We start from the raw sequence: 26138 nt of genomic DNA on the forward strand, positions 1-26138 counted from the left end.
AGCATAAGAATGTTATCCATATGGTGGCAGCACAGGCAGAACTGTTTGATATCACAAAGCGAAAAAAAGCCTTAATGTTTGCCGCTTATGTTTTTGATGGTTCTGTTTTCGAGCTGTTTTCCAGTTTACTGCATGGCCTGACGGTTTACCTGTGCAGTGAAACCGAGCGCAATGCCCCGGCAGTTGCCCAACTGATTCAGCGAGAACGCATTGAAATCGCTGCCTTACCGCCAGCCATACTGAAGTTATTAATTGGTACTGAATTGCCTTCCTTGCAGTTATTAGTGACCGCAGGTGAATCCCCGTCCTTAGATTTTCTTGACGATTTCAGCCATCACAGTGATGTATTCAATTCCTATGGTCCAACCGAGGTCACCGTTTGTGCCAGTGGCAAGCACTACCAACATGGGGAGCTTGCCAGCAATATTGGTCAAGCCATCAATAATGTCCGTCTTTACGTCCTTGATAGTCACAGCAACTTGTCCCCTGTCGGCGCGACGGGCGAGTTGTATATCGGCGGTGCCGGACTGGCACGGGGGTATTTAAACCGGCCTGAACTCACTGCCGAACGTTTTGTGCCGAATCCGTTTGCCACCGCAGAAGACCAGGCCAAAGGCTATACCCGCCTGTACAAAACCGGTGACTTAGTCCGCTGGCTGCCGAATGGGGAGCTGGAATATCTGGGACGTAATGATTTTCAGGTCAAAATCCGCGGCTACCGCATTGAATTGGGGGAAATCGAAAACGCCCTGACTTCACACCCCCAGGTCAAACAGGCGGTGGTGATTGACCACGAGCATAAAGGCAATCAAGTGCTGGTCGCGTATCTGGTCACCGATAGCGTGTTATCCGATGATACCTTGGTTCGGTATCTTTCCGCCCGCCTGCCAGATTATATGCTGCCCGCCAGCTTTACCCGTATTGAATCTGTACCGTTAACCCTCAACGGTAAACGGGATCGCCGTGCCCTGCCGGCGCCGGTATGGGGCAATCGGGACCGTTATATGGCGCCCCGCAATACCTTAGAAATCCGATTATGTGCCATTTGGCAGGAAGTATTAGGTTTGAAACGGGTAGGTATTGAAGATAACTTCTTTCGCATTGGTGGTAATTCCCTAATGGCGATTAAATTAACTACTGCAATGCGTAATGAAATAAACATTGATATTCCTTTAAATATTTTATTTAGCTACAAATGTATTTCCTTGTTATCCCAATGGTTGGGATCAGGCAGCATTAAATCCAATTTACTTAATTTTTTAACACCAAAATCAACCGCAACCAATAAACTGTTTATGATCCATGCAGTCAATTGCGGTAGTGAAGTATATGAACCTCTGGCAAATACCTTATCTGATATGTATAACTGCATCGGTATCGATAATTATAATCTTTGTACAGAGAATAAAATTGATTCATTACAACAGATAGCACAGATCTACATAAAATTAATCTTAACCGAAACCTCCATTGATAAACCTATTCGTATTTTAGGCTGGTCATTAGGGGGACAGATGGCTATGGAGATTGCATTTCAATTGGAACAACTCGGCGCAAAAGAGATTCAGTTATTTTTATTAGATACCGTTATTAATAATAATGAGATAAAGGAAATTAGGGATAAACTAGATATATCAAATGCATATGATAAAGTCATAATAAAATTACAGGAAATGGGAGCAAACGAAATTTATATCAATAAGGTATTAGAAGCAATACCATTTGAATCTGGAATAGCAAACTGTAATTTAAGCGGTAATTTATCATATACAAACATCATCTTATTTAAAGCTGGTCAAGCAAATCCACATCATAAAGATAAAATAGGACTTACGATGAGTCAATTGATAACTAAAATACCAGATAACAATATTTCACAATGGACAGCCAATCCATTAGTAATTAAGTTGATTGATAATTGTCATCATGAGAATATTATTGAACATGTTTCCATTATCAGTACAGAAATAATTAATGCATTGTCAATTAAAGATAATGTATCAATATAGGTTAACTTAATTACAATTAACATAGTGAGGCCAGTAGTGCTGGCCTCATATTTTCGATTGTGAGTCCCTTTCCGGTCGCCATTAACGATTCCTTCAGCGCTAACAACTGCGCTAACCGTATCCTTTCACAACAACACTCAGTATATGGCTGAAATTTGTTGGTCACAGATATGTTTCAAACAAAAAGAAAAATCCGTATAATCCAGCCCCTGCAAAGGATCCGTATAGAAAATCTACAGTCGGTATAATCGGCAATGTGAGAAGTCGCAATGAATCAAAAAGATACGAGAAAAGAGACACTTGAATTCAACAAACTCCAGAAACGCCTGAGGAGGAACGTTGGTAATGCCATTATTGATTACAATATGATTGAAGACAATGATGTTGTAATGGCATGTATCAGTGGTGGCAAAGATTCATTCGCGATGTTAGATATCCTGTTGAATCTGCAAAAAGCGGCACCAATAAAATTCAAAGTCGTTGCAGTGAACCTTGATCAGAAACAACCTGGTTTTCCTGAGCATATTTTACCCCAATATTTTGAAAGCCTGGATATTCCCTACTACATTGTCGATAAAGATACCTACTCAGTGGTTAAAGAAAAAATCCCTGAAGGCAAAACTACCTGTGGATTGTGTTCAAGACTACGTCGCGGCACTCTCTATTCTTTTGCAGAGAAAATCGGGGCAACAAAAATTGCACTTGGGCATCATCTTGATGACATCGTTGAAACGCTGTTTCTGAATATGTTCCATGGTGCACGTATGAAAGCGATGCCACCCAAATTACGTTCTGATGATGGCCGTAATGTCGTCATAAGGCCGCTGGCATATTGCAGGGAGACAGACCTGATTCAGTATGCGGAAAGCAAAAAATTCCCAATCATTCCTTGCAATTTATGTGGTTCTCAAGAAAATCTACAGCGACAGGCGATCAAAGCAATGCTGGTAGATTGGGATAAGAAAACACCAGGCAGGGTAGAGAATATATTTAAATCTCTTCAAAATGTGAGCCCAAGCCAACTAGCAGACAAAACTATTTTCGACTTTGTCAACTTGCCATTGCATCGTGAGGGGGAAAGGGAAGAGTATGCTTTCAACGAAGCAGTGGTATCGTCAACAAATATTAATGAATCAATGTTTATCGATGTGACAAACATTTAAGAATAAGCCGTCTTTGTTACAATTTGTTTAAATTCTGGCAAAAAAAATAGCCGATACTAAAACAAGTATCGGCATAATTAATGAGCAATTATTCTGTATAAAACTCAATATGAGAAAAACTACAATTATGGAGCACAACGTTCAGTGTTCAACGTTGTATTCACCTGCGAGATCTATAGTGCCTTAATTATAGGTATCAATTCTTGATTTATCTCAAACACTATAGCCATTTACTTCTCCTTAACCACCACGCAAAAGCCACCATTAATAATGACAATAAAAGAGTGAATAAACCGAATCCAAAGCGATACTCATTGCCTGGTATTCCCCCCAAGTTGACTCCAAATAATCCCGTCAAAAAAGTGGTAGGCAAGAATACCATCGCCAATAGAGACATCATGTAAGTACGGCGGTTCATGGCATCCGCCATCATGGAAGTGATTTCATCGGCAAGAACTGCGGTTCGGGCAATACAACCATCAAGATCATCTATTCCCCTGCCCAATCTGTCAGCAATTTCCTGCATTAAACGGCGCTCTTCATCGTTCATCCAAGGCAATTTCTCACTAGCCAAACGGATAAAAATATCCCGCTGTGGTGCCATATATCGGCGCAGAACGATTAACTGTTTACGCAGTAATACTAATTCTCCGCGACCAGGAACTTTCTGCTCCAAAATATCATCTTCAAACTCAATCAGGTTGTCATGCAGCTCTTCAATAAAGTCATTAGCTTCATCAGTAATGGCTCCAGCTATTTCTACCAACCAATTCCCTGTACTTTTCGCACCAACACCATTGTGCAAATCATCCAGAATTTGATCGATGGAATGAATTTTTCGATGTCGGCTGGAGATAATCATTTTGTCATTAATATAGATGCGAAACGAAACCAGATGATCGGGACGCGCATTATCATTACGGTTCACCGATCTCAAGGTAATCAAAGTGCCTTCACCCGTGCGCAGTACCTTTGGACGAATATTATCACTCACTAACCCCTCCTTTACTGAGAACGGTAGCAAGGTTGTATTCATAATCCATTGATGGCTATCCGGATTTTTATAATCAAGATGTTGCCAAACTGGTTGCTCTGCTGTTACGAGTGAATCTTCCCCAAATGCCGTAATACCGCCCTTGCCATTTAATTGACAGGCGTAAATTGCATTTGAACCTTTAAATACCGAGCCATAGATCGTTTCCACATCTGCTCCTTGTTTGTACTTAAGTTTCGTGCCGACTCTTCATGCTTAATTGTATATTTTGATGATATTTTTGCCTTGTTTGTCTAATAATTGTCCTAAAAATAAATTATAAGATATTGTTAATTAAAAGAAGGGAGAGTATTTCTGAACATTGCATCTATTTTTGTGGGCAAGATCGCACTATTCCTTTACACTGACGGCGTAGTTTACTTTATAGAGGGATTAAATCATGACACAAACAGTCAAATTTCAAGGTGGTGATATCACCGTTAACGGAGCTTTTCCACAAGTAGGTCAGACAGCAAAAGAATTCACGCTAGTCGCTAAAGATCTTGCTGATGTAACATTGAGCCACTACGCAGGTAAACGTAAAGTGCTTAATATTTTCCCAAGCATTGACACCGGTGTTTGTGCCACATCTGTCCGTAAATTCAACCAACTTGCCAGCGAATTAGACAATACTGTCGTATTGTGCATTTCAGCAGACTTGCCTTTTGCTCAGTCTCGTTTCTGTGGTTCTGAAGGTCTGTCTAATGTTGTTACCCTTTCTACGCTTCGTGGTGGGGAATTTCAGGAAGATTACGGTGTTGCAATAAGCGAAGGTCCATTAGGTGGACTGACTGCACGTGCTGTTGTTGTTCTGGATGAAAATAACCAAATTATTTATAGCCAGTTGGTTGATGAAATCACCAATGAACCTGACTATGACAGTGCATTAGCCGCATTGAAATAATTGTTTTACTATTAATAGCGGCATTGCTTTTAATGTTTAGCTTTTAAACTTATTTCCTGGCGATGATAAAATCATAATAAATAGTTTTATCGTCGCCAGCTTATTTTATAAATTAAATATTTTTAAAAGCAGTGATATCTCAATTATTATTCATCATCTTCATGTTCGACTAAGTGTTTCTTACCACTCAAACCATATTCCCGTAATTTATTGGCTATTGCCGTGTGAGAAACCCCAAGCCGTTTTGCCAGCTTACGAGTACTGGGATAATGGCGATAAAGACGTGTCAGCACAGAGCGTTCAAAACGCTTGCTGATTTCATCCAAAGAACCCACCAGAATATCTTCATTAAATGTTACTTCAGCTTCCAGCTCAGGTAGCCGAATATCCTGCGGACTTAGTTTGTTACTCTCAAGTTGAGTCAATGCCTGATATATCGCATTGCGAAGCTGCCTGACATTACCTGGCCAATGATAACCACACAAAAATTGCGCTAAGTCAGCAGAGAACTTAGGTTTATGCAAGCCCTGTTCTTGCGAAAAACGTGTTACAAAATAGTCCGTCAATGGCATGATATCCGCCTGACGTTCTCGCAAAGGAAGTAATGTGATAGTTAAGACATTCAACCGATAATAGAGATCTTCACGGAACTCTCCTTTTTGTACCAACTCAATTAAGTTTTTCTGAGTGGCGCAAATGATTCGAACATTTACCTTAACTTCATTTTCTTCGCCGACACGACGGAAAGTTCCATCATTCAAGAAACGAAGTAATTTAATCTGCATCTGCGGCGACATTTCACCAATTTCATCTAATAAAACCGTCCCACCATTAGCCTGTTCAAAGAAACCTTTTTTGCCTTCCAATGCATTGGGATAGGCTCCCGCCGCATAACCAAACAGCTCACTTTCTACAACATCATCTGGCATGGAAGCACAATTTAACCCAAGAAAAGGCTGTTTTCCCCTTGCACTGCGCAAATGACAAGCTTTAGCAAATTCATCTTTTCCCGTTCCTGTCTCACCGACAAGCAACAAGGGCACATCAAGAATTGCCATTTTACGGGCCTGCTCAACGACATGAACCATTTTAGGGCTGACAGCAATAATCTGTTCAAAAGCGTCATCATTATTTACGGTTAATTTTTTGCGTAGTGACTCAGGATGGCGTTCACCAGAACGCAACATAATTACAGCTCCTACACATTTAACAAACTGATTTTCATCCGTTAATTGCATAGGAATAATATTCATTCCATAATCTTGCCCTTTAATGGATAGTTGTGCTGAATGTGGTTGATGATGCTCACTTTCAAGCCAGCTAAGGAAATTGTAATTGCTAATCAGATGACCAATGTTTTTTTGGCTAATTTTTTCTTTACTGACACCAAACAATGCCAAAGCAGCGGAGTTAGCCAATTCAACATTACCTTTCATGTCAATAGAAAAGATAGGTTCAGGAACTGATTCCAACAGTGTCCACATCGCCCTATGCTCTTTCTCTGACGGCATAAAAGCAACGGTCCTGACATCAATAACGCCATTGATACGGCGAATTTCTGCCATCAATTCACGGAAGATATTGAAATCAATTTGAGTAAAATTAAGGTAAATACGACTTGCAGGAGAAATTTCAATTCCTTTCAGGTCAATATTTCGTAAAACCAGTAAATCAAGTAATTCGCGGGTTAACCCAATTCGATCCTGACAAGTAACTTCCAATCGCATTTTTCTGACCTTATTTACACGATGTTCTTAACTGCCTGAAATGTTACCTGTTACTATCCAATAGATGAAGCCCTTGTCAGTAAAAGTTTACAAGAAAGTAAGATGTCAAGCTGGTATGACAGACGCTATTAATTAGTTACTTTGCGGGTATCTGTATCTTTGGCAGTACTTTTGTTTTTCATTGGTAACGTACTTTTAAGCTGAGCAAATAATTGGTGACGAAAATCTCCTAACTTCGGTTTATCTCCATCAATCCATGGCAAAGGCCGACATAATTCCATAGCTTTGATGCCCAAACGAGCTGTCAGTAATCCTGCACCAATCCCTTGTGCAGCACGTGCAGAAAGACGAGCCGCAATGTCCTGTGACAACCAGTCCATACCCACTTCTCTGACTAATTCTGATGCTCCTGCAAAGGCAATATTCAGCAATACTAGCCGAAATAAGCGAATGCGGCTGAAATAACCTAACTCGATGCCATAAAGCGCTGCAATACGATTAATGAGTCGAATGTTTCTCCACGCAATAAAAGCCATATCCACGATAGCCAATGGACTGACCGCGATCATCAAAGCTGATTCCGCGGCTGAACGGCTGATCTCTTGTCTGGCTTGTGTATCCAAAACAGGCTGAACTAATTTACTGTATAACATGACAATCTCACGATCATTATGGGTTTCATGCACGGCAGCCTGCCAACGCTGTAATGCCGGATGTTGTTGCCCAATTCCGGCCTGTTCTGCTAATTTTTCACAAAATTGCTTTCCCTTGCCGATACCGTGACTTTGCAATAACGCTTTTGCAGTATCTCGCTCTTCTGTACGTTGCCGCAAATGGTAAAGGCGTCGCCATTCCTTGATCACACTACCTATACCCGCAAATACAATCATGCTGCCTGCCGCTGCGATCCCCAGTGCAATCCAGTCATGTTGCTGCCATGCCTGGTATATCCACTGAACACATTGGGCAACAACACTAGCCCCCAATAACAGGACAGCACTGATAAAAACTTTTCGCCAAAAACTACGTTTCGGTTTCAGCGCAGCATTCAATGCACCTTCAAATTCGCTTTCCTTCTCCTCCGCTTCCCGCTCTGACATAACCGGATAGAATTCTTTTTCCTGCCCAGCGAATTCTTTTTTTGATTTTAGTGATGGTTCGGACGATGTTTGTACAAGATCGTCAAAATCCATTCGCGGTTTCAAAGGTTCGGTCATGTTAATTTGTCTCCCAATAAAAATTCCATCACGCTATCCATGCGAATATGGGGTAACGGTGTGCTGACATCGACGGGTTTTGGCCGGAAGGATTCGAAATGAAATCCTTGTTTTTGCCAGAATTCACTATCTGGCAAGCGCTGTGGCACTTCTCCCGGAAAAAATGTCAATAACTTATCATCTGACAAACGATTGCCCTTGATAGCAGGGATTTTTTCACCTTTATGCATAACAATGCCGCTCTCTGTTGCCTGAACAGACGCAAGTCCTACACAATCCATGCTGATCCCTTCAAACGCCGCATTTTGCCACGCTTCCTGTACCAAGTGCTGTAAGAGTGAAACAAGATTGGTATGTTGATCTGGCGTAATATGATCAGCTTTGCTGGCAGCAAACAGCAATTTATCGATGCAAGGCGAGAACAAACGACGAAACAGTGTTCGCTTGCCATAATGAAAACTCTGCATCAGTTGTGTCAATGCAAGCCGCATATCATTGAACGCTTGCGGGCCATTATTCAATGGCTGTAAGCAATCCACCAGGACAATTTGCCGATCAAAACGCAGAAAATGCTCTTTATAGAATGCCTTAACGATATGATCGCAGTAATAAGCAAAACGTTCACGTAACATGCCTATATTGGTATGTTTATCCGCCTTTGCTAATTGTGGTTCCCCGATTCTGTCAATATCCGGCCACGGGAAAAATTGCAGCGCTGGTGCTCCCGCCAGATCACCCGGCAAGATAAAACGTCCAGGTTGGATAAAGTGCAAACCCTGCTGCTTACATTGATGCAGGTAATCCGTATAAGCCTGAGTGATTTTGGCAAGTAAATTTTCATCAACAGGCGCTAGTGGATCACATTGCTTGCATAACGCTAACCATGGCTTAGCCCAATTTGCTCTCTCCCCTTTCAGTAATCCGTGCATATGCCGTGACCATGCTAGGTAGTTTTGTTCCAGCATGGGTAAATCCAATAACCATTCGCCCGGATAATCGACAATTTCCAAATAAAGGGTAGAAGTTTCCTTTAGGTAACGAAATAAGGGATCTTCAGAACGATAACGCAATGCTAAGCGTATTTCACTCACACCACGCGTTGGCGTCGGCCAGTGAGGGGGAGTGTCATATAATTCTGTGATGTTTTCATCATAGGTAAAACGAGGCACCCCAAAATCTCGCTGGGGCACCCGCTTCACACCAAGTAAGCGCCCATCACGCACGGCAGAAAACAACGGTAATCTGGCTCCGCTATGAACATGCAGAAGTTGGTTTACCAAAGAAGTAATAAATGCGGTTTTTCCACTGCGACTTAATCCTGTTACCGCCAGCCGCAAATGACGATCCAGTCCACGATTAACGAGTGCTGTCAATTCGTTTTGCAACCGTTTCATGTTTCTCCTAAATGGGAATACTGTGAATTCAGTCTTATCCGGCCTGTAGCATCAGCAAAATTTGACATTATTTTCGCTATTACAGGCCAGATCCCATGCTATCCACTGCCTGGTTGCACGCTCAGAGATGACGGAAACGGCTGTGCGCGTTGTAAGTATCAGAAGTAACATAGCGTTCCATTTGACGCAAACGAGCTTCGCTTGCCTTCAATTGGTAATCTATTTCGTCCAACATCTTCTGTGCTGATGGCCCTCTATACTTTTCCTCTGCTGAATACCCCGCAGGTGCGGGATCCATGACAAAGGTTAAGATAATATAAGCCAATACCGTTATGCCAAATAGACCAAAGAACAGCGATAATACCGCGATGGTACGAATAAGTGGAGCGGGTACGTCAAAATAGTCTGCCAGCCCGGCACAAACTCCTTTAACTACCCCCTGCTCTGGCAGACGATAAAGTTTTCGGCGGTATTGATTTGACATTATGACTGTCTCCAATTTGGATGTTCTGCGTCAAGGATATCTTCTAACGTTTTGATCCTTTCTTGCATACGCTTGGCATTCTCGGTCAATTGTTCTAAACGTTGAATTTCACTGTTCCCTAACTGATCCCGATTGCTGTTGCGGTTGCTGTAATGCAGCCACAACCAGATGGGTAAGACAAAAAGCACAAAAATGATCAGCGGGATACCAAGAAATATATAGCCCATTATCTTTCCTTAGTTATGTATGACATATGTCATCATTGAGAATCTTTGATATTCATTTTAGCTTTCAAGGCCGCTAGTTGTGCACTGATTTCATCATCTGCTTTCAATTCTGCAAATTGCTGATCGAGTGATTTCTGTTTACCCAATCCAAAAGCTTCTGCTTCCGCTTCCATATGATCTATTCGGCGTTCAAACTGTTCGAAGCGAGCCATTGCCTCATCGATTTTACCACTATCTAACTGACGGCGTACTTGGCGCGAAGATGCCGCGGCCTGATGGCGCAGTGCCAATGATTGTTGTCTCGCACGTGCTTCTGTCAATTTATTTTCAAGCTCAGTCACTTCGCCTTTGATGCGTTCAAGAGTCTCATCCAGAATAGACAATTCGTGTGTTAGCGTTTCAACTAAGCTGCTGACTTTCTGTTTTTCAATCAACGCTACACGCGCTAAATCTTCTTTACCCTTGCTCAGTGCCAGTTCAGCTTTTTCTTGCCAGCCATCGATCTGATTTTCGCCCATGCTGATGCGGCGCAAAAGCTGCTTTTTCTCTGCCAGAGTACGGGCGGAAGTCGAGCGGATTTCCACCAGTGTGTCTTCCATTTCCTGAATCATCAGGCGGATCATTTTCTGTGGATCTTCTGCTTTATCCAGCAAAGAAGAGATATTGGCATTCACGATATCAGCAAAACGAGAAAAAATACCCATAGTCATAAACCTCTTTCATTAGAATATATATATGTTATACCTGTGTACTGTTAAAACGGATACAAGATACATGCCAACTTTTTTATTTCTATTATCTTATTGAAATGATTTAAATAATTTTTATTTGCGTTTTTATTACAATAAGTTAATTTAGTCAAAGTGACTAATTTTTGGCGACAAATACCATGTCTCAGTTCATTGATAACCTATTAGGTGAAGCAAACTGTTTTATTGAAATTTTGGAACAAGTTTCCGCATTAGCGAAGTTGAACAAACCTGTTTTAGTTTTGGGAGAACGAGGGACGGGCAAAGAGCTAATTGCCCGCCGTTTACACTATCTTTCTCCACGTTGGCAAGACCCTTTCATTTCCCTGAACTGTGCAGCACTCAATGAGAATCTGCTTGACTCAGAACTATTTGGTCATGAGGCTGGTGCATTCACGGGTGCCCGTTCAAAACATCAAGGGCGCTTTGAGCGAGCTGATGGCGGAACCTTATTTCTTGACGAACTAGCCACTGCCCCTATGCAAGTACAGGAGAAATTACTGCGTGTCATTGAATATGGTCACCTGGAACGGGTTGGTGGCACTCAGTCATTAAAAGTTGATGTACGTTTGATCTGTGCCACCAACGAAGATTTACCTGCTATGGCTGCCTATGGGGGATTCAGGGCTGATTTGCTCGACAGACTCGCGTTCGACGTGGTTCATATCCCACCATTACGCCAACGGCAACAGGATATTATGTTACTGGCACAGAGTTTTGCGATTCAGATGTGCCGTGAGTTGGAACTGCCATTTTTTCCCGGATTTACTGACGAAGCCAGACAGCAGTTACTCTCCTATCACTGGCCTGGAAATGTTCGCGAACTAAAGAATGTCATCGAACGCTCTATTTACCGACATGGTAATAGTGAAAATGCATTAAACACGATCATCATCAATCCCTTTTCATCCTCACAGCAAACTGCTCTCCCATCCACTGAGAGTGAGATGACCAATGACTTCCTTCCCAAATTACCTCTCGATTTAAGGCAGTGGCAAAATGACAGCGAAAAGAGTTTAATCATACAGGCTTTGACAGAAAGCCAATTTAATCAGAAAAAGGCCGCTGACAAACTTAATTTGACTTATCACCAATTCCGCGGGTTAATCAAGAAACACCGTATTGATGTTAATGGCAAGATAGAGTAGATAGATAAAAAACGATATATAAAAAAGTAGCCGGCACCCTAGCCGGCTAATAAAAATACTGGAAGCAATGTGAGCAATGTCGTGCTCTATCTGAGATACATACTTGCTACTGCAAGGGTGCCTCTCTGAAAGCACATGCGAATGATAATACTTATCAATTACACTTGTAAAGCATTTTATTGAGAATTTATCTCATTATCGTGATCTGTCCGTTGTTTTTGAGCAGAAAGCGTTAATTAAGTTACAATGGCCAAACTCTTTTTTATGACTGACATTTTATATGCGTTATTTGATTTACTGGATTATATTATTGATCTCTGTCCCTACTCTGGCGGCCAAGAATGCGACTCCAGAAACTGCTGCGGAACCCATTCCAGAACCAACTAAAACGATTCCAGAATTGAGGCCAAACAACACCTCGGAAAGTCGGCCTCATATTTCTACTTCCTTACGGCAGAACGGTTTTATTTATTGCGTTAATGGCAATTTGAATACATTTAATCCCCAAATGGCTATCAGCGGCTTGACTGTGGATACGCTTGCTGCACAAATTTACAATCGCCTGCTAGGCGTTGACCCTCTTAACTATCGTCTGGTTCCTGAACTGGCTACTGATTGGGAAGTGCGGGACAATGGGGCAACTTATCGCCTTTACTTGCGTCATAATGTTGCTTTCCAATCAACCGATTGGTTTACACCAACCCGCACAATGAACGCGGATGATGTCGTTTTCAGTTTCCGCCGTGTTTTCGATAAGACACATGATTATCATGATGTTAATGGTGGTCACTATCCCTATTTTGACAGTTTACAATTTGGTGATTCAGTAAAGGATATTCGGAAAATCAATCAATATACTGTCGAATTTCGCCTTGACGCACCCGATGCTTCTTTTCTCTGGCATCTGGCAACCTACTACGCACCTATACTGTCTCAGGAATATGCTGAAAAATTGCAACAAATGAATCGGCAGGGGCAAATAGATTGGAAACCTGTCGGAACAGGCCCCTTCATGCTGGAAGATTATCAGATGGACCAATTTATCCGCCTTGTTCGCCATGATTACTATTGGAAAGGTAAACCGCGCATGGAACAGATTGTTATAGATACTGGCGCGGGTGGTACAGGCAGGATCTCAAAATTGCTCACGGGCGAATGCGATGTACTGGCTTATCCCGATGCTAATCAGTGGAACATTTTGCATGATGATCCAAATCTGCGTCAGACATTACGTTCGGGCATGAATATTGCTTATCTTGCTTTTAATACCAGTAAACCACCATTGGATCAGTTAGCCGTTCGTCAAGCCATTGCTTACGCCATCAATAACCAACGCCTAATGAAATCCATTTACTATGGTACGGCAGAGACGGCGGCTTCTATTTTGCCTCGTGCATCATGGGCGTATGATAATCGTGCTGAAATCACTGAATACAACCCTGAAAAATCCCGCAAGATGTTAAATGAATTGGGATTAAACGGGTTGGAATTAACTTTATGGGTTCCAACGGCTTCACAATCCTATAACCCAAGCCCTCTGAAAATGGCGGAACTGATTCAGGCAGATTTGGCACAGGTTGGTATTAAAATGTCTATCCGCCCTGTCGAAGGCCGTTTTCAGGAAAACCAACTTATGGATAAAACCCACGATATGACGCTGGCAGGCTGGTCTACTGATAGTAACGATCCTGACAGTTTTTTCCGCCCATTATTGAGTTGTGCCGCCATTGCGTCGCAAACAAATCTGAGCCGTTGGTGTAACTCAGCTTTTGACAATGCCCTTCATGAGGCCTTATTAAATCAACAACTTGCTTCACGCATCAAAAATTATCATGTTGCACAAGAGATTCTCGCGCAGCAATTACCCGTGTTACCACTGGCTTATTCGATGCGTTTACAAATCTCTCGTTATAACATTCAAGGATTGGTGCTCAGTCCGTTTGGCAATAGTTCCTTTGACAAAGTCTACCGAGAACAGGAAGCCACCGTTCCTGATAAAAATAAAAAGGGAAGCAAATGATTCTTTATATCCTGCGTCGTTTATTGCTCCTGGTTGTGACGTTGTTTTTTCTTTCATTAATCAGTTTCAGCCTGATGTATTTCACACCTCATGGTGCCTTGAGTGGCGCATCACTATCAGATGCCTATGTCTACTATTTCCGTAGCTTGCTCCAATGGGATTTTGGTATTTCCAGAATTAATGGGGAACGGATTATTGAACAACTGTATACTGTTCTCCCTGCCACTATGGAGCTGTGTATTCTTTCTTTTTCCATAGCATTATTAATCGGCATTCCTCTCGGAATTATTGCTGGTGTCTGGCGCAACAAAAAAGTAGATATCATTATCAGTACATTTGCCCTATGTGGTTTTTCCATTCCTGTTTTCTGGCTGGCGTTATTGTTGACTCTGTTTTTTTCACTTTATTTGGGCTGGTTGCCTGTTTCTGGACGATTTGATTTACTCTATCGGATGGAGCCTGTCACTGGTTCTGCACTAATTGATGCCTGGCTGTCAAAAGCGCCTTATCGCAATGAAATGATCATGAGCGTTATTCTCCATATGGTTCTGCCCGTTATCACGCTGGCCGTTGCTCCGACTACTGAAGTTATCCGTTTGATGCGCAATAGTGCAGAAGAAGTTTCAGGCGAAAATTACATCAAATCGGCAGCAACACGTGGTTTATCACGACTAACTATCATTCGTCGCCATTTATTGCATAATGCCTTGCCACCCATCATTCCTAAATTAGGGTTACAATTTTCAACCATGCTCACATTGGCGATGGTGACGGAGCAAGTTTTTAACTGGCCAGGTTTAGGACGTTGGCTTATCAGTGCTATCCGCCAGCAGGATTATTCCACAATCTCAGCAGGCGTCATGGTGGTAGGAACGCTGGTTATTTCCGTTAATATTCTGACAGATATTATTGGCGCGATGGCTAATCCCCTGAAACATAAGGAATGGTATGCCGTTAGATAATTTTTACCGCGAAAAGAAAATGCCGTCACCATTGAGAGTTATCTGGCGATTTTTCTATGCTGATATATTAGCAATGGCAGGTTTTTATGGAGTGTTAATTTTAATTGCACTGTGCCTATTGGGAGATCTTCTCGCCCCATATAAGCTTGATCAACAATTTATGGCTCAGCTTATGCCACCTTCATGGTCGCATCACGGTAATGTCGCTTTTTTCCTTGGAACTGATGATCTTGGCCGTGATATTTTCAGCCGTCTATTGATTGGCACATCCTCCACATTTGGAGGAGCATTGGTTGTCACCGCGGCAACAGCCATTGCAGGATTAGTCATCGGTAGTCTTGCCGGAATGACTCATGGTTTGAGATCGGCGGTTCTGAACCATATACTTGATACTTTACTTTCAATTCCTTCATTACTACTGGCTATTATTGTCGTTGCTTTTGTTGGCGCTAGTTTACAACATGCTATGATTGCCGTTTCGATGGCACTACTGCCAAGAATAGTACGTACCGTTTATACCGCTGTGCATGACGAACTGGATAAAGAGTACATTATTGCAGCACGTCTGGATGGCGCTTCAAACTACCATATTTTACGTTATGCCGTTCTCCCTAATATCACTGCGGTGATAGTCAGTGAGTTAACCCGTACTCTTTCCATCGCTATTCTTGATATTGCCGCGTTGGGATTTCTCAATCTTGGTGCACAACTGCCATCCCCCGAATGGGGAGCTATGCTGGGAGATTCATTAGAATTGATCTATGCTGCACCATGGACTGTTATGTTACCCGGAGCAGCAATTATGCTCAGTGTCCTGCTGGTTAACTTACTAGGTGACGGTCTGCACCGCGCTATTAACGCAGGAGTCGAATGATGCCATTGCTTGATATTCGAAACCTTACCATTGAATTCATGACAACAGAAGGTCCCGTCAAAGCTGTTGACCGAATGAGTATTTCACTGACAGAAGGTGAAATATTGGGTTTGGCTGGCGAATCAGGTTCAGGCAAAAGTCTGATTGCCAAAGCGATTTGTGGTGTCACAAAAGATAACCTCAAAGTCACCGCGGATCGTTTCCGTTTTAACGATATTGATTTATTGCGCCTGACACCACGGCAGCGCCGTAAGGTGATTGGTCACAATATTTCAATGATTTTTCAGGAACCACAGTCATGTCTCGATCCATCAGAAAATATTGGTAAACAGATTATTCAATCTATTCCTGGATGGACGTATAAAGGCCGTTGGTGGCAGAGATTTAATTGGCGAAAACGTCGTGCAATTGAGTTGCTGCATCGTGTTGGTATTAAAGATCACTATGACATTATGCACAGTTACCCTTACGAATTAACAGAAGGTGAATGTCAAAAAGTGATGATTGCCATTGCGCTTGCCAATCAGCCCCGATTGCTCATTGCCGACGAACCGACCAATGCAATGGAACCAACGACACAGGCACAAATATTCCGTTTGCTGTCGAGTCTCAATCAGAACAACAACACGACTATCCTGCTAATCAGCCATGACCTGCAAATGATGAGTAAACTGGTCAAACGCATCAATGTGCTGTATTGCGGTCAAACAGTGGAAAGCGCCATAACGGATGAGTTGCTGGTGAAACCTTACCATCCCTATACGCAAGCGCTGATCCGTTCAATTCCTGATTTTGGCAGCCCGTTACCACACAAAAGTCGGCTAAATACGTTGTCTGGCGCTATTCCGTCGCTGGAACATCTGCCGGTAGGCTGTCGTTTGGGGCCACGTTGCCCTTATGCACAAAAAACCTGTATTGCAACTCCACGGTTACGGATGATTAAGAGCCATGCATTCGCCTGCCATTTCCCTTTGAATATGGAGGAACCGTAATTGGTTGAGACATTGCTGGAAGTTAAAAATTTAACTAAAACATTTCGCCATCAAACTGGACTATTTCGCCATCATCAACTTGATGCCGTAAAACCAGTGAGTTTTACCCTGCAACCGAAAAAAACCCTCGCTATCCTTGGTGCAAATGGTTCCGGTAAATCCACACTGGCCAGAATGTTATCAGGGGTTATTGAACCGACTTCAGGTGAAATTCTGATTAACGGTCATAAGCTGTCTTACGGAGACTATAGCTATCGCAGCCAGCGCATTCGCATGATTTTTCAAGATCCCAGCACATCACTGAATCCTCGTCAGCGCATTAGTCAGATTCTGGATATGCCGTTAATTTTGAATACGGAGTTATCTCCCTCCGAACGGGAAAAACGGATCAACCAAACATTGCGTCAAGTTGGTTTACTGCCAGATCATGCCAATTATTATCCACACATGCTGGCATCAGGACAGAAACAGCGTGTGGCTTTGGCACGGGCTTTAATATTACAACCACAAATCATTGTTGCAGACGAAGCCTTGGCATCCCTTGATATGTCGATGCGTTCCCAAATCATCAACTTGATGCTGGAACTACAGGAAAAACATGGTATTTCATATATCTATGTCACCCAGCATCTCGGTATGATGAAACATATTAGTGATCAAGTGCTGGTAATGCATCAAGGGGAAGTTGTCGAGCGTGGCAATACAGCGGAGGTTCTGGCTTCTCCGCTGCATGATATTACCCGCAAATTGATAGCCAGCCATTTTGGTGAAGCCCTGTCTGCTGAAGCATGGCGACAAGATATCACCTAATGCTTTTATTGGATGTATTTTAATCACTGATCGGAACAGAATGGGAAACTCACCACATTTTCCTCCGACATGGTAGAATCATCCGCGTTTATTCACCATAAATACCGTAGTTATGATTAAATATTTATTATTTCTGTTTTTCCATGACTTTTGGTGTTTGATCACAAAGAACAATTTTGATCATAGAGAACAATAAGGATACTGCTATGGGTTTCATGACCGGCAAACGCATTCTCATTACTGGCGTCGCCAGCAAACTGTCTATTGCTTATGGAATTGCCAAGGCAATGCACGATCAAGGAGCAGAGCTGGCTTTCACTTACCAAAATGACAAGTTGAAACCTCGTGTCGAAGAATTCGCCGCATCACTGAATTCAGATATCGTTCTGCCATGTGACGTGGCTGAAGATGAAAGTATTGACGCATTGTTCGTTGAATTAGGCAAAGTATGGCCTAAATTCGATGGTTTTGTTCACTCTATCGGTTACGCACCGGCTGACCAGCTTGATGGTGATTATGTTAATGCTGTTAACCGTGAAGGCTTCAAAATTGCACACGATATCAGTGCATATAGCTTTGTCGCAATGGCAAAAGTCTGCCGTAATATGCTGAATCCTGGTTCTGCCCTGCTCACCTTGAGTTATTTGGGTGCAGAACGTGCAATTCCTAACTATAACGTCATGGGTCTGGCAAAAGCTTCTCTGGAAGCAAACGTGCGTTATATGGCAAATGCGATGGGTGCTGAGGGTGTTCGTGTTAATGGTATCTCTGCTGGCCCAATCCGTACTCTGGCCGCTTCTGGTATCAAAGACTTCCGTAAGATGCTGGCACACTGTGAAGCGGTTACACCTATTCGTCGCACTGTGACAACAGAGGATGTCGGTAATGCTGCCGCCTTCTTGTGCTCAGATCTGGCTGGTGGTATTAGCGGTGAGATCTTGCATGTTGACGGTGGTTTCAGCATCGCTGCTATGAATGAGTTAGAGTTAAAATAATAAGCTCGTCAGTATATTAAAAATAGTCCCATCCATAACATTATAGGTGGGACTATTTTTTGTTATTAGTCTATTCTGACAGCATGAAATTGATGTTCTGGAGTGACTATTTTATCTTGTGCGGCAACAATCTGTAATTCATATTCCTCACTCTTTTGCGTCTCCAACATTACTTCGTAGACCGCAGCCGCAACATGTTCTAAAGCAGCTTGCAATACTTCATTCGCCAAAGATGGGTTTTTCAATAGATTTGCGAGAAGCAAACCACTAGTTAAATCTCCAACACCGACTGGTTGACGCGATCCTGTATCAATCAATGGACGGCTAACGTGCCAACTATGTTCCTTAGTTACCAAAAGCATTTCAAAACAATCTGCCTGATAACCTGCACGGCTCAAATGTTTGACCAATACAATCTTGGGACCTTTTTCACATAACTCGCGCGCGGCGGATATAGCTTGTTCTACACTGCCAATTTTCCGCATAGTCAATGTTTCAAGTTCCAACAAATTAGGTGCAATAATATCACTGACGGGCAATGCGTTATCACATAAAAATTCAGCAACTCCTGGGGCAACTATACATCCTTTTTCTGGATGTCCCATTACAGGGTCACAGAAATACCATGCATCAGGATTGGCTTTTTTAACCTGCTTCACGATATCAAGGATATAATTTCCCTGCTCCGCAGAACCAATATAACCGCTCAGTACTGCATTACAGGATGCGAGTTTATTAATTTCACCAATTCCCTGCACGATTTCAGTCAAATGTTCCGGCGGCATTACACAACCACGCCATTGAGGATATTGGGTATGGTTTGAAAATTGAACTGTATTTAATGCCCATACGTTCACCCCCATACGACGCATCGGAAAAACAGCCGCACTGTTTCCTGCATGACCAAAAACAACATGAGACTGAATTGAAAGAACATTATTCATGATAAGGCCTAGTTTATTATTTTTAATTTATGAATAGACAATATTTATAAAGACACCAGATACATTAAGGGCAACATTATCGTTGCCCTTAATAATAATATTAGTTAATTATTTCCAATTGATAAGGCAATAATGTTTTTTACCACGGCGTAATAAGCTATAACGCCCAAATAAACAATCACCATCCGTAAATACATACATAGGTTCGGACTGTTTTTCACCGTTAATGGAAACTGCATTAGAGCTGATCATAGTACGCGCCTGCCCACGGGAAGGAACAAATTCAGCTGTGACCAATGCTTGTTGTAGATCAGTACCTTTTTCAAGTTCAATTGCTGGCATTCCATCTTGTGCCAATTGTGCGAAATCTTCTTCGGTCAAATCAGCAATAGCTCCTGAGAATAAACTCTCGGTAATACGCTTCGCCGCTGCAAGACCTTTTTCGCCATGCACCAGACCAGTAACTTGTTCTGCCAATACATATTGAGCACGTGGAGCTTTACCACTGTTTTTATCTTCTTCTTCCAGCGCATTAATTTCTTCAATGCTCATGAAAGTAAAGAATTTCAGGAAACGGTAAACATCTGCATCTGCTGTGTTAATCCAGAACTGGTAAAATTTGTATGGACTAGTTTTCTTCGGATCCAACCAAACTGCACCACCTTCTGTTTTACCAAATTTAGTTCCGTCTGATTTGGTGATCAGTGGTACGGTCATACCAAACACTTGTTTCTGGTTTAAGCGACGAGTCAAATCAATACCTGAAGTAATGTTACCCCACTGGTCTGAGCCACCAATTTGTAATTCAACACCATATTTTCTATTCAAATTTGCAAAGTCATAAGACTGCAATAGGTTGTAAGAAAACTCAGTGTACGAAATACCAACATCATCACGATTAAGGCGTTGTTTTACTGCTTCTTTGTTGATCATCTGGTTGACGGAGAAGTGCTTACCGATATCACGCAGGAAAGTCAGCACATCCATTTGACCAAACCAATCGTAGTTATTCGCTAACTCTGCACCATTTTCACCATCAAAACTAAGGAACGGAGAAACCTGGTTACGAATTTTTTCAACCCACTCTTCGACCGTTCCTTCTGTGTTCAATTTGCGTTCAGTTGCTTTAAAGCTTGGATCACCAATCAAACCTGTCGCCCCACCAACCAACGCAATAGGTTTGTGCCCAGCAAGTTGGAATCGTTTTAAACACAGCAAGGGAACCAGATGACCCAAATGCAAGCTGTCAGCGGTAGGATCGAAGCCACAATAGAGAGAAACCGGACCTTGCGCCACTCTCTCAGCTAACGCCTCTTCATCCGTTACCTGGGCAACAAGGCCCCGCTCTTGCAGTTGTTTAATCAGGTTATTGCTAGACATTAATGACTCCATCGGTTTGTATACTTTGCTTATATTTCTATACTCTTCTTTCAAGTTGCCACCTTGTTAACTACGCTGCAACTTGGAGCCTATTGGGTATATAAGCATCTCGTGATAAATCAAGTGCTATAGAATAAAACGCCAGTCATATAAGTGCTAGTATTAAAAACAGTAATTATCCCCCTTACTTTGCAAATCACTGCCTTATTGGCTGTAATTTGCAATTTATTGGACTTTATTAGTTTAAGGTTTTACATATAGAGCATGCTGTTAAGGTGCCAAACGATCAACATTCCACTTATCGCCTTCACGCTGATACAAGAAGCGATCATGAAGACGATGGGCACCACCTTGCCAGAATTCGACTGAATCAAATTTGACCTTGAATCCGCCCCAAAAACTAGGGAGAGGTACTTCACCATTTTGGAATTTCTGTTTCAACTCCAAAAACTTCCCTTCCAAAATGCTTCTGGCTGAAATCTTTGAGGATTGCTGGGAAGCCCAAGCTGCAATTTGGCTATCCTTGGGACGGCTATGAAAATATTTTACAACTTCAACCGGAGATAAACGCTCAGCTCTGCCGAGAAAACTAACCTGTCGTTCCAATTGATGCCACGGAAAGTGGAGACTGATCCGGTTATTCTGAGCCAGATGTTTTGCCTTGCGACTGCCAAGATTGGTATAGAATACCAAGTTGTTAGCATCAAAATGTTTTAATAGAACAATGCGTTGATAAGGTTGCCCATACTCATCTACTGTGGCAATACACATTGCCGTTGGATCGATGAGCTTCGCTTCACAAGCCTGCTTTAACCAACGTTCAAAAAGTTCAATTGGTTCTTCAGTAAGATCTTTTCGCCTTAATCCACCACGTATATATTCACGGCGCAGTTCTGCGATATCTATTTCGTTATTTTCTGACATTTCTAAACTCTCAATTTATTAATGAGTATTAGCATATCATTGTTATCTGTTAGCTAACGGTCTTCTAATAATGATCATTTGTTAACTGATCGTTATCCAACCTATTATCTGACAACCGAGTAAATTGCACCTAAAATCGTCTCTCTATCTGCACCTGTGACTGATGGCAAATTACCAGACAATCCAGACATTGTTCGGAATGCCAGCCAGGCAAATGCCAGTGCTTCCATATCATCACCACTCAAACCATATTTGTCTGTCGTAGCCACTTCAGTGCCTGGCAATAAAGCCAATAACCGATTCATCACAAGTGGATTACGCGCCCCGCCGCCACATACCAGAAGACGGTCACATCCACCACTCAATATAACTTGCTGGGCAATGCTTACAGCCGTTAGTTCAGCCAATGTGGCTTGAACATCCACTGGTGCAACATCAGGGAAATCAGCCAACTGTTTCTCCAACCACGCCATATTAAAATATTCACGCCCTGTACTCTTCGGTGCAGTACGTGCGAAATAGGGATCAGAAAGCATTTTTTGGAGCAAAGATTCATTAACGGTACCTTCACCGGCCCACTGTGCATCTTTGTCGTAAGGTAACTGCTTATGCCGCCATGTCCAAGCATCCATCAACATATTGCCCGGTCCGGTATCATATCCCTTAACGGCTGAATTAGGCAGAAGCGCTGAAATATTTGCTATTCCGCCAATGTTTAAAATAATACGTCTTTCTGTCGGATGGCCCAACACAGCCATATGGAATGCTGGTACCAAAGGTGCTCCCTGACCACCATAAGCCATGTCACGCCGTCTGAAATCACCGACCGTTGTAATATTGGTAAGTGCCGCTACACGGTTATTGTCACCGATTTGCATAGTAAAAGGTTTTTCACCGTCCGGCTCATGCCATACGGTCTGCCCATGACATCCGATTGCTATAATATCATTTGCAATCAATCCTGCTTTATTCAGCAACCCTTGAACAGCTTCCGCAAAGAGAGTACCGAGCTCATAGTCAAATCTTCCGACCATTGATAATGTCGTCTGCTGCCCTTGACAAATGGATAGCAATTTTTGCTTAAGCTCTTGTGGAAAAGGATGGCTATAACTCTCCTGCTGAATCACAGCCTTATCACTAATCTCCGCCAAAATAACATCAACTCCATCCATGCTGGTGCCAGACATCACACCAATATAACGCCCTGACTTCATAAACGTTTCCCCCATTGAATAATGGATTATATTTAACATGTGAATTACATTTAATCTTGCATAAACTATAAAATAATGACCATTATCAGGGATAAAATCTGAGTTTTGGAAAGTTCTTCACAAAACATGCTAAGCTTTTGGTCAGGAATTACTCTTCTCGTTCATCGTGAACGTATATCATTATGTAGACATGCATCATTAGTAGCCGAATGCTTGGTGATAAGTTTATTATCAAGCTTCCCTGTCAGGCATTAAAATTAGGAGTGACTATGTTAAAACGTTTCCTGGTTGGTGCTGTTGTAGTAACCACGTTGTCTGGTTGTGCAGACATGGGAGCACTTTCTAGTGATACTTACTCTATTGGTCAAGCCAAACAAGCTCAAACCGTGACCTATGGTACCATTCTATCTGTACGACCTGTCACGATTAAAGGTAAACAAACCGGTGATCCTAATATGTTAGGTCTTATTGGTGGTGCTGTTTTGGGAGGGCTACTAGGTAATACAGTTGGTGATGGTTCTGGTCAAAGGCTTGCCACAGCCGCAGGTGCTATTGCTGGTGGTTTGGCTGGTCAAAGAATCGAAGGTGCTTTAGACCAAGCGAAAGGTGTTGAGCTAGAAATTCGTATGGACAGTGGAAAGAATATTATCATAGTACAAAAGTTAGATAGCGTCGTATTCAGCAGAGGGCAACGTGTCAGGATCGCAAACAGCGGAGATTCTTTGACTGTATCACCTCTCTGAAATATTCAAATAACACAAGACAAAAAATCGCGGTTTACCAGTAACAAGTCTGGGCCGCGATTTTATTATTATAGATTAATTTTTATATTACCTGTTTGTGCAATTGGTTAATATTTTTTTCAATTTTCTTTATTACAGAAGCAAGCAGAATTAACTCATCATGAGTAATTCCCTCCAAAATTTCTTTTCTTGTCGAATCAATAACACTATCTACTTCTCTAATAAAGTTTTCCGATTCTTTGGTTAATTTGATTCTTTTTGCACGTCGATCATTGGCACATGTATGGCGTGTAATCAGTTTCTTTTCTTCTAATTGATCAAGTGTTCTCACCAAAGAGGGTTGCTCAATACCAATAGCTTTTGCGAGCTGTATCTGTGACTGCTCTGGTGGTAGTTGACTAATATTGTATAGAGTAACCCAATGTGTCTGAGTTAATTTCAACGGTTTCAAACGATGATCAATTAAAGCGCGCCAAATACGGACTAAACGTGCCAGATCTGATCCCAATGTCAATTCCAATTACCCCTCCTTATAATCAGAGACTCATATAACATCAATGAATTATCCAATCAGTTTATTCATATGAATAATAGATACGCACTCTATATCATGCTTACATTAGCAGAGTCAGCAATTTCTCTAATTACCTAATTAGTATCGCGTTGGCTTGTTACTCAAAGTTGACATCTTCGTCGCCCTAAAGAGCGAAATTGTACGGTACACCGAATAAAATCGCGCATTAATCCACCAACGATATAAACTGTATAAAATAATACCTCAACTAAACTATTTTGAGTTTAAATATCAACAAAAAAAGTACAACTCCCCAAAATATATACATTTTCACTCAGTTAAAGTTCTATAAGAATAACCGCCATCCAAATACTAATCTATATATTTTTACATTAATATCATTTTTCCCTTACAGGGATTGATAATATTAAAATAAATAATATAAAAAACAATGAGATGATGAATTGTTTGTTTTTCATTCAATAAATAATTCTTTAATTATAAATTATTACTGGAATATCTAATGCAGGCAACAAAATTGATATTTTGAAATTACTTATGTCAAATAAAAGAAATTTAATATAAACAACATATCATTTATGGTTAGTAATATTTTTTATTTTTGCGATTATCCTCAACTATAATTCATATGAATGATATTTTTTAGCCAATTCAGAATAAAATTAAAATAAATCGGATTGCTTTGGAGTGATATTTCTTTCATCCCTCTTATTTCTCAATTTTCTTAGTTTTCTTTGATGACATAACCGCAATATTTCTCTTTTTTCACTATCCGATAATTTCATCCATATAAATCGCTCTTCTCTACTACGATAACATCCTCGGCAAAAACCACGGGGATCAGATTCACAAACCCCTCGGCAAGGATTTGGAATAGCAAAGAATTCTAATTGTTCAGCCATCTCATCCCCCTACGTCTAGGTTTATCAAGTATTTCCATGGTTAGGCCATTTGTTGAACAGTATAAACTTCAGCCATAACATTTCAAAACAAAATGGTAACAATCTAAGGCTAAATAAACCGGATAATTTGAATTATTTGATCTATACACGCTATAGTTACCCAACATATGCAGATATGTGGGCAAAGTTTTGTAAAAAAGTTATGTTTCGCAATAAAACTATAAAGATCAAGAGGTAATCATGCGTTTACTCCACACTATGATCCGTGTAGGCAATATGCAGCGCTCGATTGATTTCTATACCCAGGTAATGGGTATGCGTTTACTTCGTACCAGCGACAATCCAGAGTATAAGTATTCTCTCGCGTTTGTTGGTTATACCGATGAAAGTCAAGGCGCTGTTATTGAGCTAACCTATAATTGGGATGTTGAAAACTACGAAATGGGAACTGCATTTGGGCATATCGCCTTAGGTGTTGATGATGTTGCGGCAACCTGTGAACGCATCAAACTTGCTGGAGGGAAAGTAGTTCGCGAAGCAGGTCCAGTTAAAGGTGGGACAACCGTCATTGCATTCGTTGAAGATCCCGATGGCTATAAAATTGAACTCATCGAAAATTCAAGTGCCAGCAATGCATTAGGCAACTAACTCTATCAATAGATATCGAGTTATATTAGAAATTAATTACATAAGTCCTCAAGAGAAATTAATTGCAAATTGGTCACCATAACCAGCTAATAATGTATTGATCTCATATTCCATGGTTTCCTGAGTCCAGGTGATAAAAC

25 protein-coding genes are annotated in these 26138 nt (G+C 41.6%); 12 read left to right on the top strand and 13 right to left on the bottom strand.

The window, feature by feature from the left end; genetic code table 11:
- Together Xentx_RS18470 and ttcA are read left to right on the top strand one after the other, a co-directional pair.
- The coding region (locus tag Xentx_RS18470) for a non-ribosomal peptide synthetase family protein (protein WP_139292440.1) at positions 1-2009 on the top strand (2009 nt) is incomplete at its 5' end.
- 269 nt (positions 2010-2278) lie between these two features.
- Entirely contained in the window at positions 2279-3172 is an 894-nt protein-coding gene (gene ttcA, locus Xentx_RS06285; protein WP_074019419.1) for a tRNA 2-thiocytidine(32) synthetase TtcA, read from the top strand.
- Between the two features lie 220 nt (positions 3173-3392).
- On the opposite strand, the gene zntB is transcribed toward ttcA, so the two are convergent.
- Positions 3393-4376 (bottom strand): zinc transporter ZntB, encoded by a 984-nt coding sequence (gene zntB / locus Xentx_RS06290; RefSeq protein ID WP_074019420.1) that lies wholly within the window; start codon positions 4374-4376, stop codon positions 3393-3395.
- A gap of 229 nt (positions 4377-4605) precedes the next feature.
- Between zntB and tpx the strand changes: the two genes are divergently transcribed.
- The gene (gene tpx / locus Xentx_RS06295; protein ID WP_074019421.1) at positions 4606-5109 is read left to right on the top strand and encodes a thiol peroxidase; all 504 of its coding nucleotides are present in this window, start codon (positions 4606-4608) and stop codon (positions 5107-5109) included.
- 146 nt (positions 5110-5255) lie between these two features.
- On the opposite strand, the gene tyrR is transcribed toward tpx, so the two are convergent.
- From tyrR to pspA, 6 genes are all read right to left on the bottom strand, one after another.
- On the bottom strand, positions 5256-6836 hold the full coding sequence (tyrR, locus tag Xentx_RS06300; protein ID WP_074019422.1) for a transcriptional regulator TyrR: 1581 nt from the start codon (positions 6834-6836) through the stop codon (positions 5256-5258).
- A 128-nt stretch (positions 6837-6964) separates the two neighbouring features.
- Positions 6965-8053: a YcjF family protein gene (locus tag Xentx_RS06305; protein WP_074019423.1), complete on the bottom strand. Its 1089-nt coding sequence runs from the start codon at positions 8051-8053 to the stop codon at positions 6965-6967.
- A complete protein-coding gene (locus Xentx_RS06310) occupies positions 8050-9447 on the bottom strand; it encodes a YcjX family GTP-binding protein (protein WP_074019424.1) in 1398 nt (465 codons plus the stop codon). The genes Xentx_RS06305 and Xentx_RS06310 overlap by 4 nt, the downstream gene beginning before the upstream one ends.
- A 121-nt stretch (positions 9448-9568) precedes the next feature.
- Entirely contained in the window at positions 9569-9931 is a 363-nt protein-coding gene (pspC, locus tag Xentx_RS06315; RefSeq protein WP_074019425.1) for an envelope stress response membrane protein PspC, read from the bottom strand.
- Positions 9931-10158: an envelope stress response membrane protein PspB gene (gene pspB / locus Xentx_RS06320; protein ID WP_074019426.1), complete on the bottom strand. Its 228-nt coding sequence runs from the start codon at positions 10156-10158 to the stop codon at positions 9931-9933. Before pspB ends, pspC begins: the two co-directional genes overlap by 1 nt.
- A 32-nt stretch (positions 10159-10190) precedes the next feature.
- A complete protein-coding gene (gene pspA, locus Xentx_RS06325; RefSeq protein ID WP_074019427.1) occupies positions 10191-10862 on the bottom strand; it encodes a phage shock protein PspA in 672 nt (223 codons plus the stop codon).
- Positions 10863-11047: 185 nt separating this feature from the next.
- Here pspA and pspF point away from each other — a divergent pair, with 185 nt between their 5' ends.
- From pspF to fabI, 7 genes are all read left to right on the top strand, one after another.
- Positions 11048-12055, top strand: coding sequence for a phage shock protein operon transcriptional activator (gene pspF / locus Xentx_RS06330; RefSeq protein ID WP_074019428.1), 1008 nt, complete (start codon positions 11048-11050; stop codon positions 12053-12055).
- A 280-nt stretch (positions 12056-12335) separates the two neighbouring features.
- Positions 12336-14075 carry an ABC transporter substrate-binding protein SapA gene (sapA, locus tag Xentx_RS06335; RefSeq protein ID WP_074019429.1) on the top strand — a complete coding sequence of 580 codons (1740 nt, stop codon included), beginning with the start codon at positions 12336-12338 and terminating at the stop codon, positions 14073-14075.
- Positions 14072-15037, top strand: coding sequence for a putrescine export ABC transporter permease SapB (sapB, locus tag Xentx_RS06340; protein WP_074019430.1), 966 nt, complete (start codon positions 14072-14074; stop codon positions 15035-15037). Before sapA ends, sapB begins: the two co-directional genes overlap by 4 nt.
- Positions 15024-15911, top strand: a complete 888-nt coding sequence (gene sapC, locus Xentx_RS06345; protein WP_074019431.1) for a putrescine export ABC transporter permease SapC — start codon at positions 15024-15026, stop codon at positions 15909-15911. The genes sapB and sapC overlap by 14 nt, the downstream gene beginning before the upstream one ends.
- Complete coding sequence (sapD, locus tag Xentx_RS06350; RefSeq protein ID WP_074019432.1) at positions 15911-16903, top strand: putrescine export ABC transporter ATP-binding protein SapD; 993 nt, start codon at positions 15911-15913, stop codon at positions 16901-16903. Before sapC ends, sapD begins: the two co-directional genes overlap by 1 nt.
- A complete protein-coding gene (gene sapF / locus Xentx_RS06355) occupies positions 16904-17713 on the top strand; it encodes a putrescine export ABC transporter ATP-binding protein SapF (protein ID WP_074019433.1) in 810 nt (269 codons plus the stop codon).
- Between the two features lie 206 nt (positions 17714-17919).
- Positions 17920-18708 carry an enoyl-ACP reductase FabI gene (gene fabI, locus Xentx_RS06360; protein WP_074019434.1) on the top strand — a complete coding sequence of 263 codons (789 nt, stop codon included), beginning with the start codon at positions 17920-17922 and terminating at the stop codon, positions 18706-18708.
- A gap of 65 nt (positions 18709-18773) precedes the next feature.
- Here fabI and pdxY read toward each other — a convergent pair whose 3' ends face one another.
- From pdxY to anmK, 4 genes are all read right to left on the bottom strand, one after another.
- The gene (gene pdxY / locus Xentx_RS06365; protein ID WP_074019435.1) at positions 18774-19652 is read right to left on the bottom strand and encodes a pyridoxal kinase PdxY; all 879 of its coding nucleotides are present in this window, start codon (positions 19650-19652) and stop codon (positions 18774-18776) included.
- 108 nt (positions 19653-19760) lie between these two features.
- Positions 19761-21032 carry a tyrosine--tRNA ligase gene (tyrS, locus tag Xentx_RS06370; RefSeq protein WP_074019436.1) on the bottom strand — a complete coding sequence of 424 codons (1272 nt, stop codon included), beginning with the start codon at positions 21030-21032 and terminating at the stop codon, positions 19761-19763.
- Between the two features lie 270 nt (positions 21033-21302).
- Entirely contained in the window at positions 21303-21956 is a 654-nt protein-coding gene (gene pdxH / locus Xentx_RS06375) for a pyridoxamine 5'-phosphate oxidase (RefSeq protein WP_074019437.1), read from the bottom strand.
- Positions 21957-22060: 104 nt separating this feature from the next.
- A complete protein-coding gene (gene anmK / locus Xentx_RS06380) occupies positions 22061-23170 on the bottom strand; it encodes an anhydro-N-acetylmuramic acid kinase (RefSeq protein ID WP_074019438.1) in 1110 nt (369 codons plus the stop codon).
- Positions 23171-23439: 269 nt separating this feature from the next.
- Here anmK and Xentx_RS06385 point away from each other — a divergent pair, with 269 nt between their 5' ends.
- Entirely contained in the window at positions 23440-23913 is a 474-nt protein-coding gene (locus Xentx_RS06385) for an outer membrane lipoprotein (protein WP_074019439.1), read from the top strand.
- Positions 23914-23995: 82 nt separating this feature from the next.
- Here the strand turns inward: Xentx_RS06385 and slyA are convergent, their stop codons facing one another.
- Positions 23996-24433 carry a transcriptional regulator SlyA gene (gene slyA, locus Xentx_RS06390; protein WP_074019440.1) on the bottom strand — a complete coding sequence of 146 codons (438 nt, stop codon included), beginning with the start codon at positions 24431-24433 and terminating at the stop codon, positions 23996-23998.
- A gap of 677 nt (positions 24434-25110) precedes the next feature.
- The gene (locus tag Xentx_RS06395) at positions 25111-25350 is read right to left on the bottom strand and encodes a DUF1289 domain-containing protein (protein ID WP_074019441.1); all 240 of its coding nucleotides are present in this window, start codon (positions 25348-25350) and stop codon (positions 25111-25113) included.
- A gap of 240 nt (positions 25351-25590) precedes the next feature.
- On the opposite strand from Xentx_RS06395, the gene gloA reads away from it, so the two are divergent.
- Positions 25591-25998 (top strand): lactoylglutathione lyase, encoded by a 408-nt coding sequence (gene gloA, locus Xentx_RS06400; RefSeq protein WP_074019442.1) that lies wholly within the window; start codon positions 25591-25593, stop codon positions 25996-25998.
- Positions 25999-26138: the final 140 nt, after the last annotated feature.

This window comes from Xenorhabdus thuongxuanensis (assembly GCF_001908095.1).
GTDB classification, from domain to species: Bacteria; Pseudomonadota; Gammaproteobacteria; order Enterobacterales; family Enterobacteriaceae; genus Xenorhabdus; species Xenorhabdus thuongxuanensis.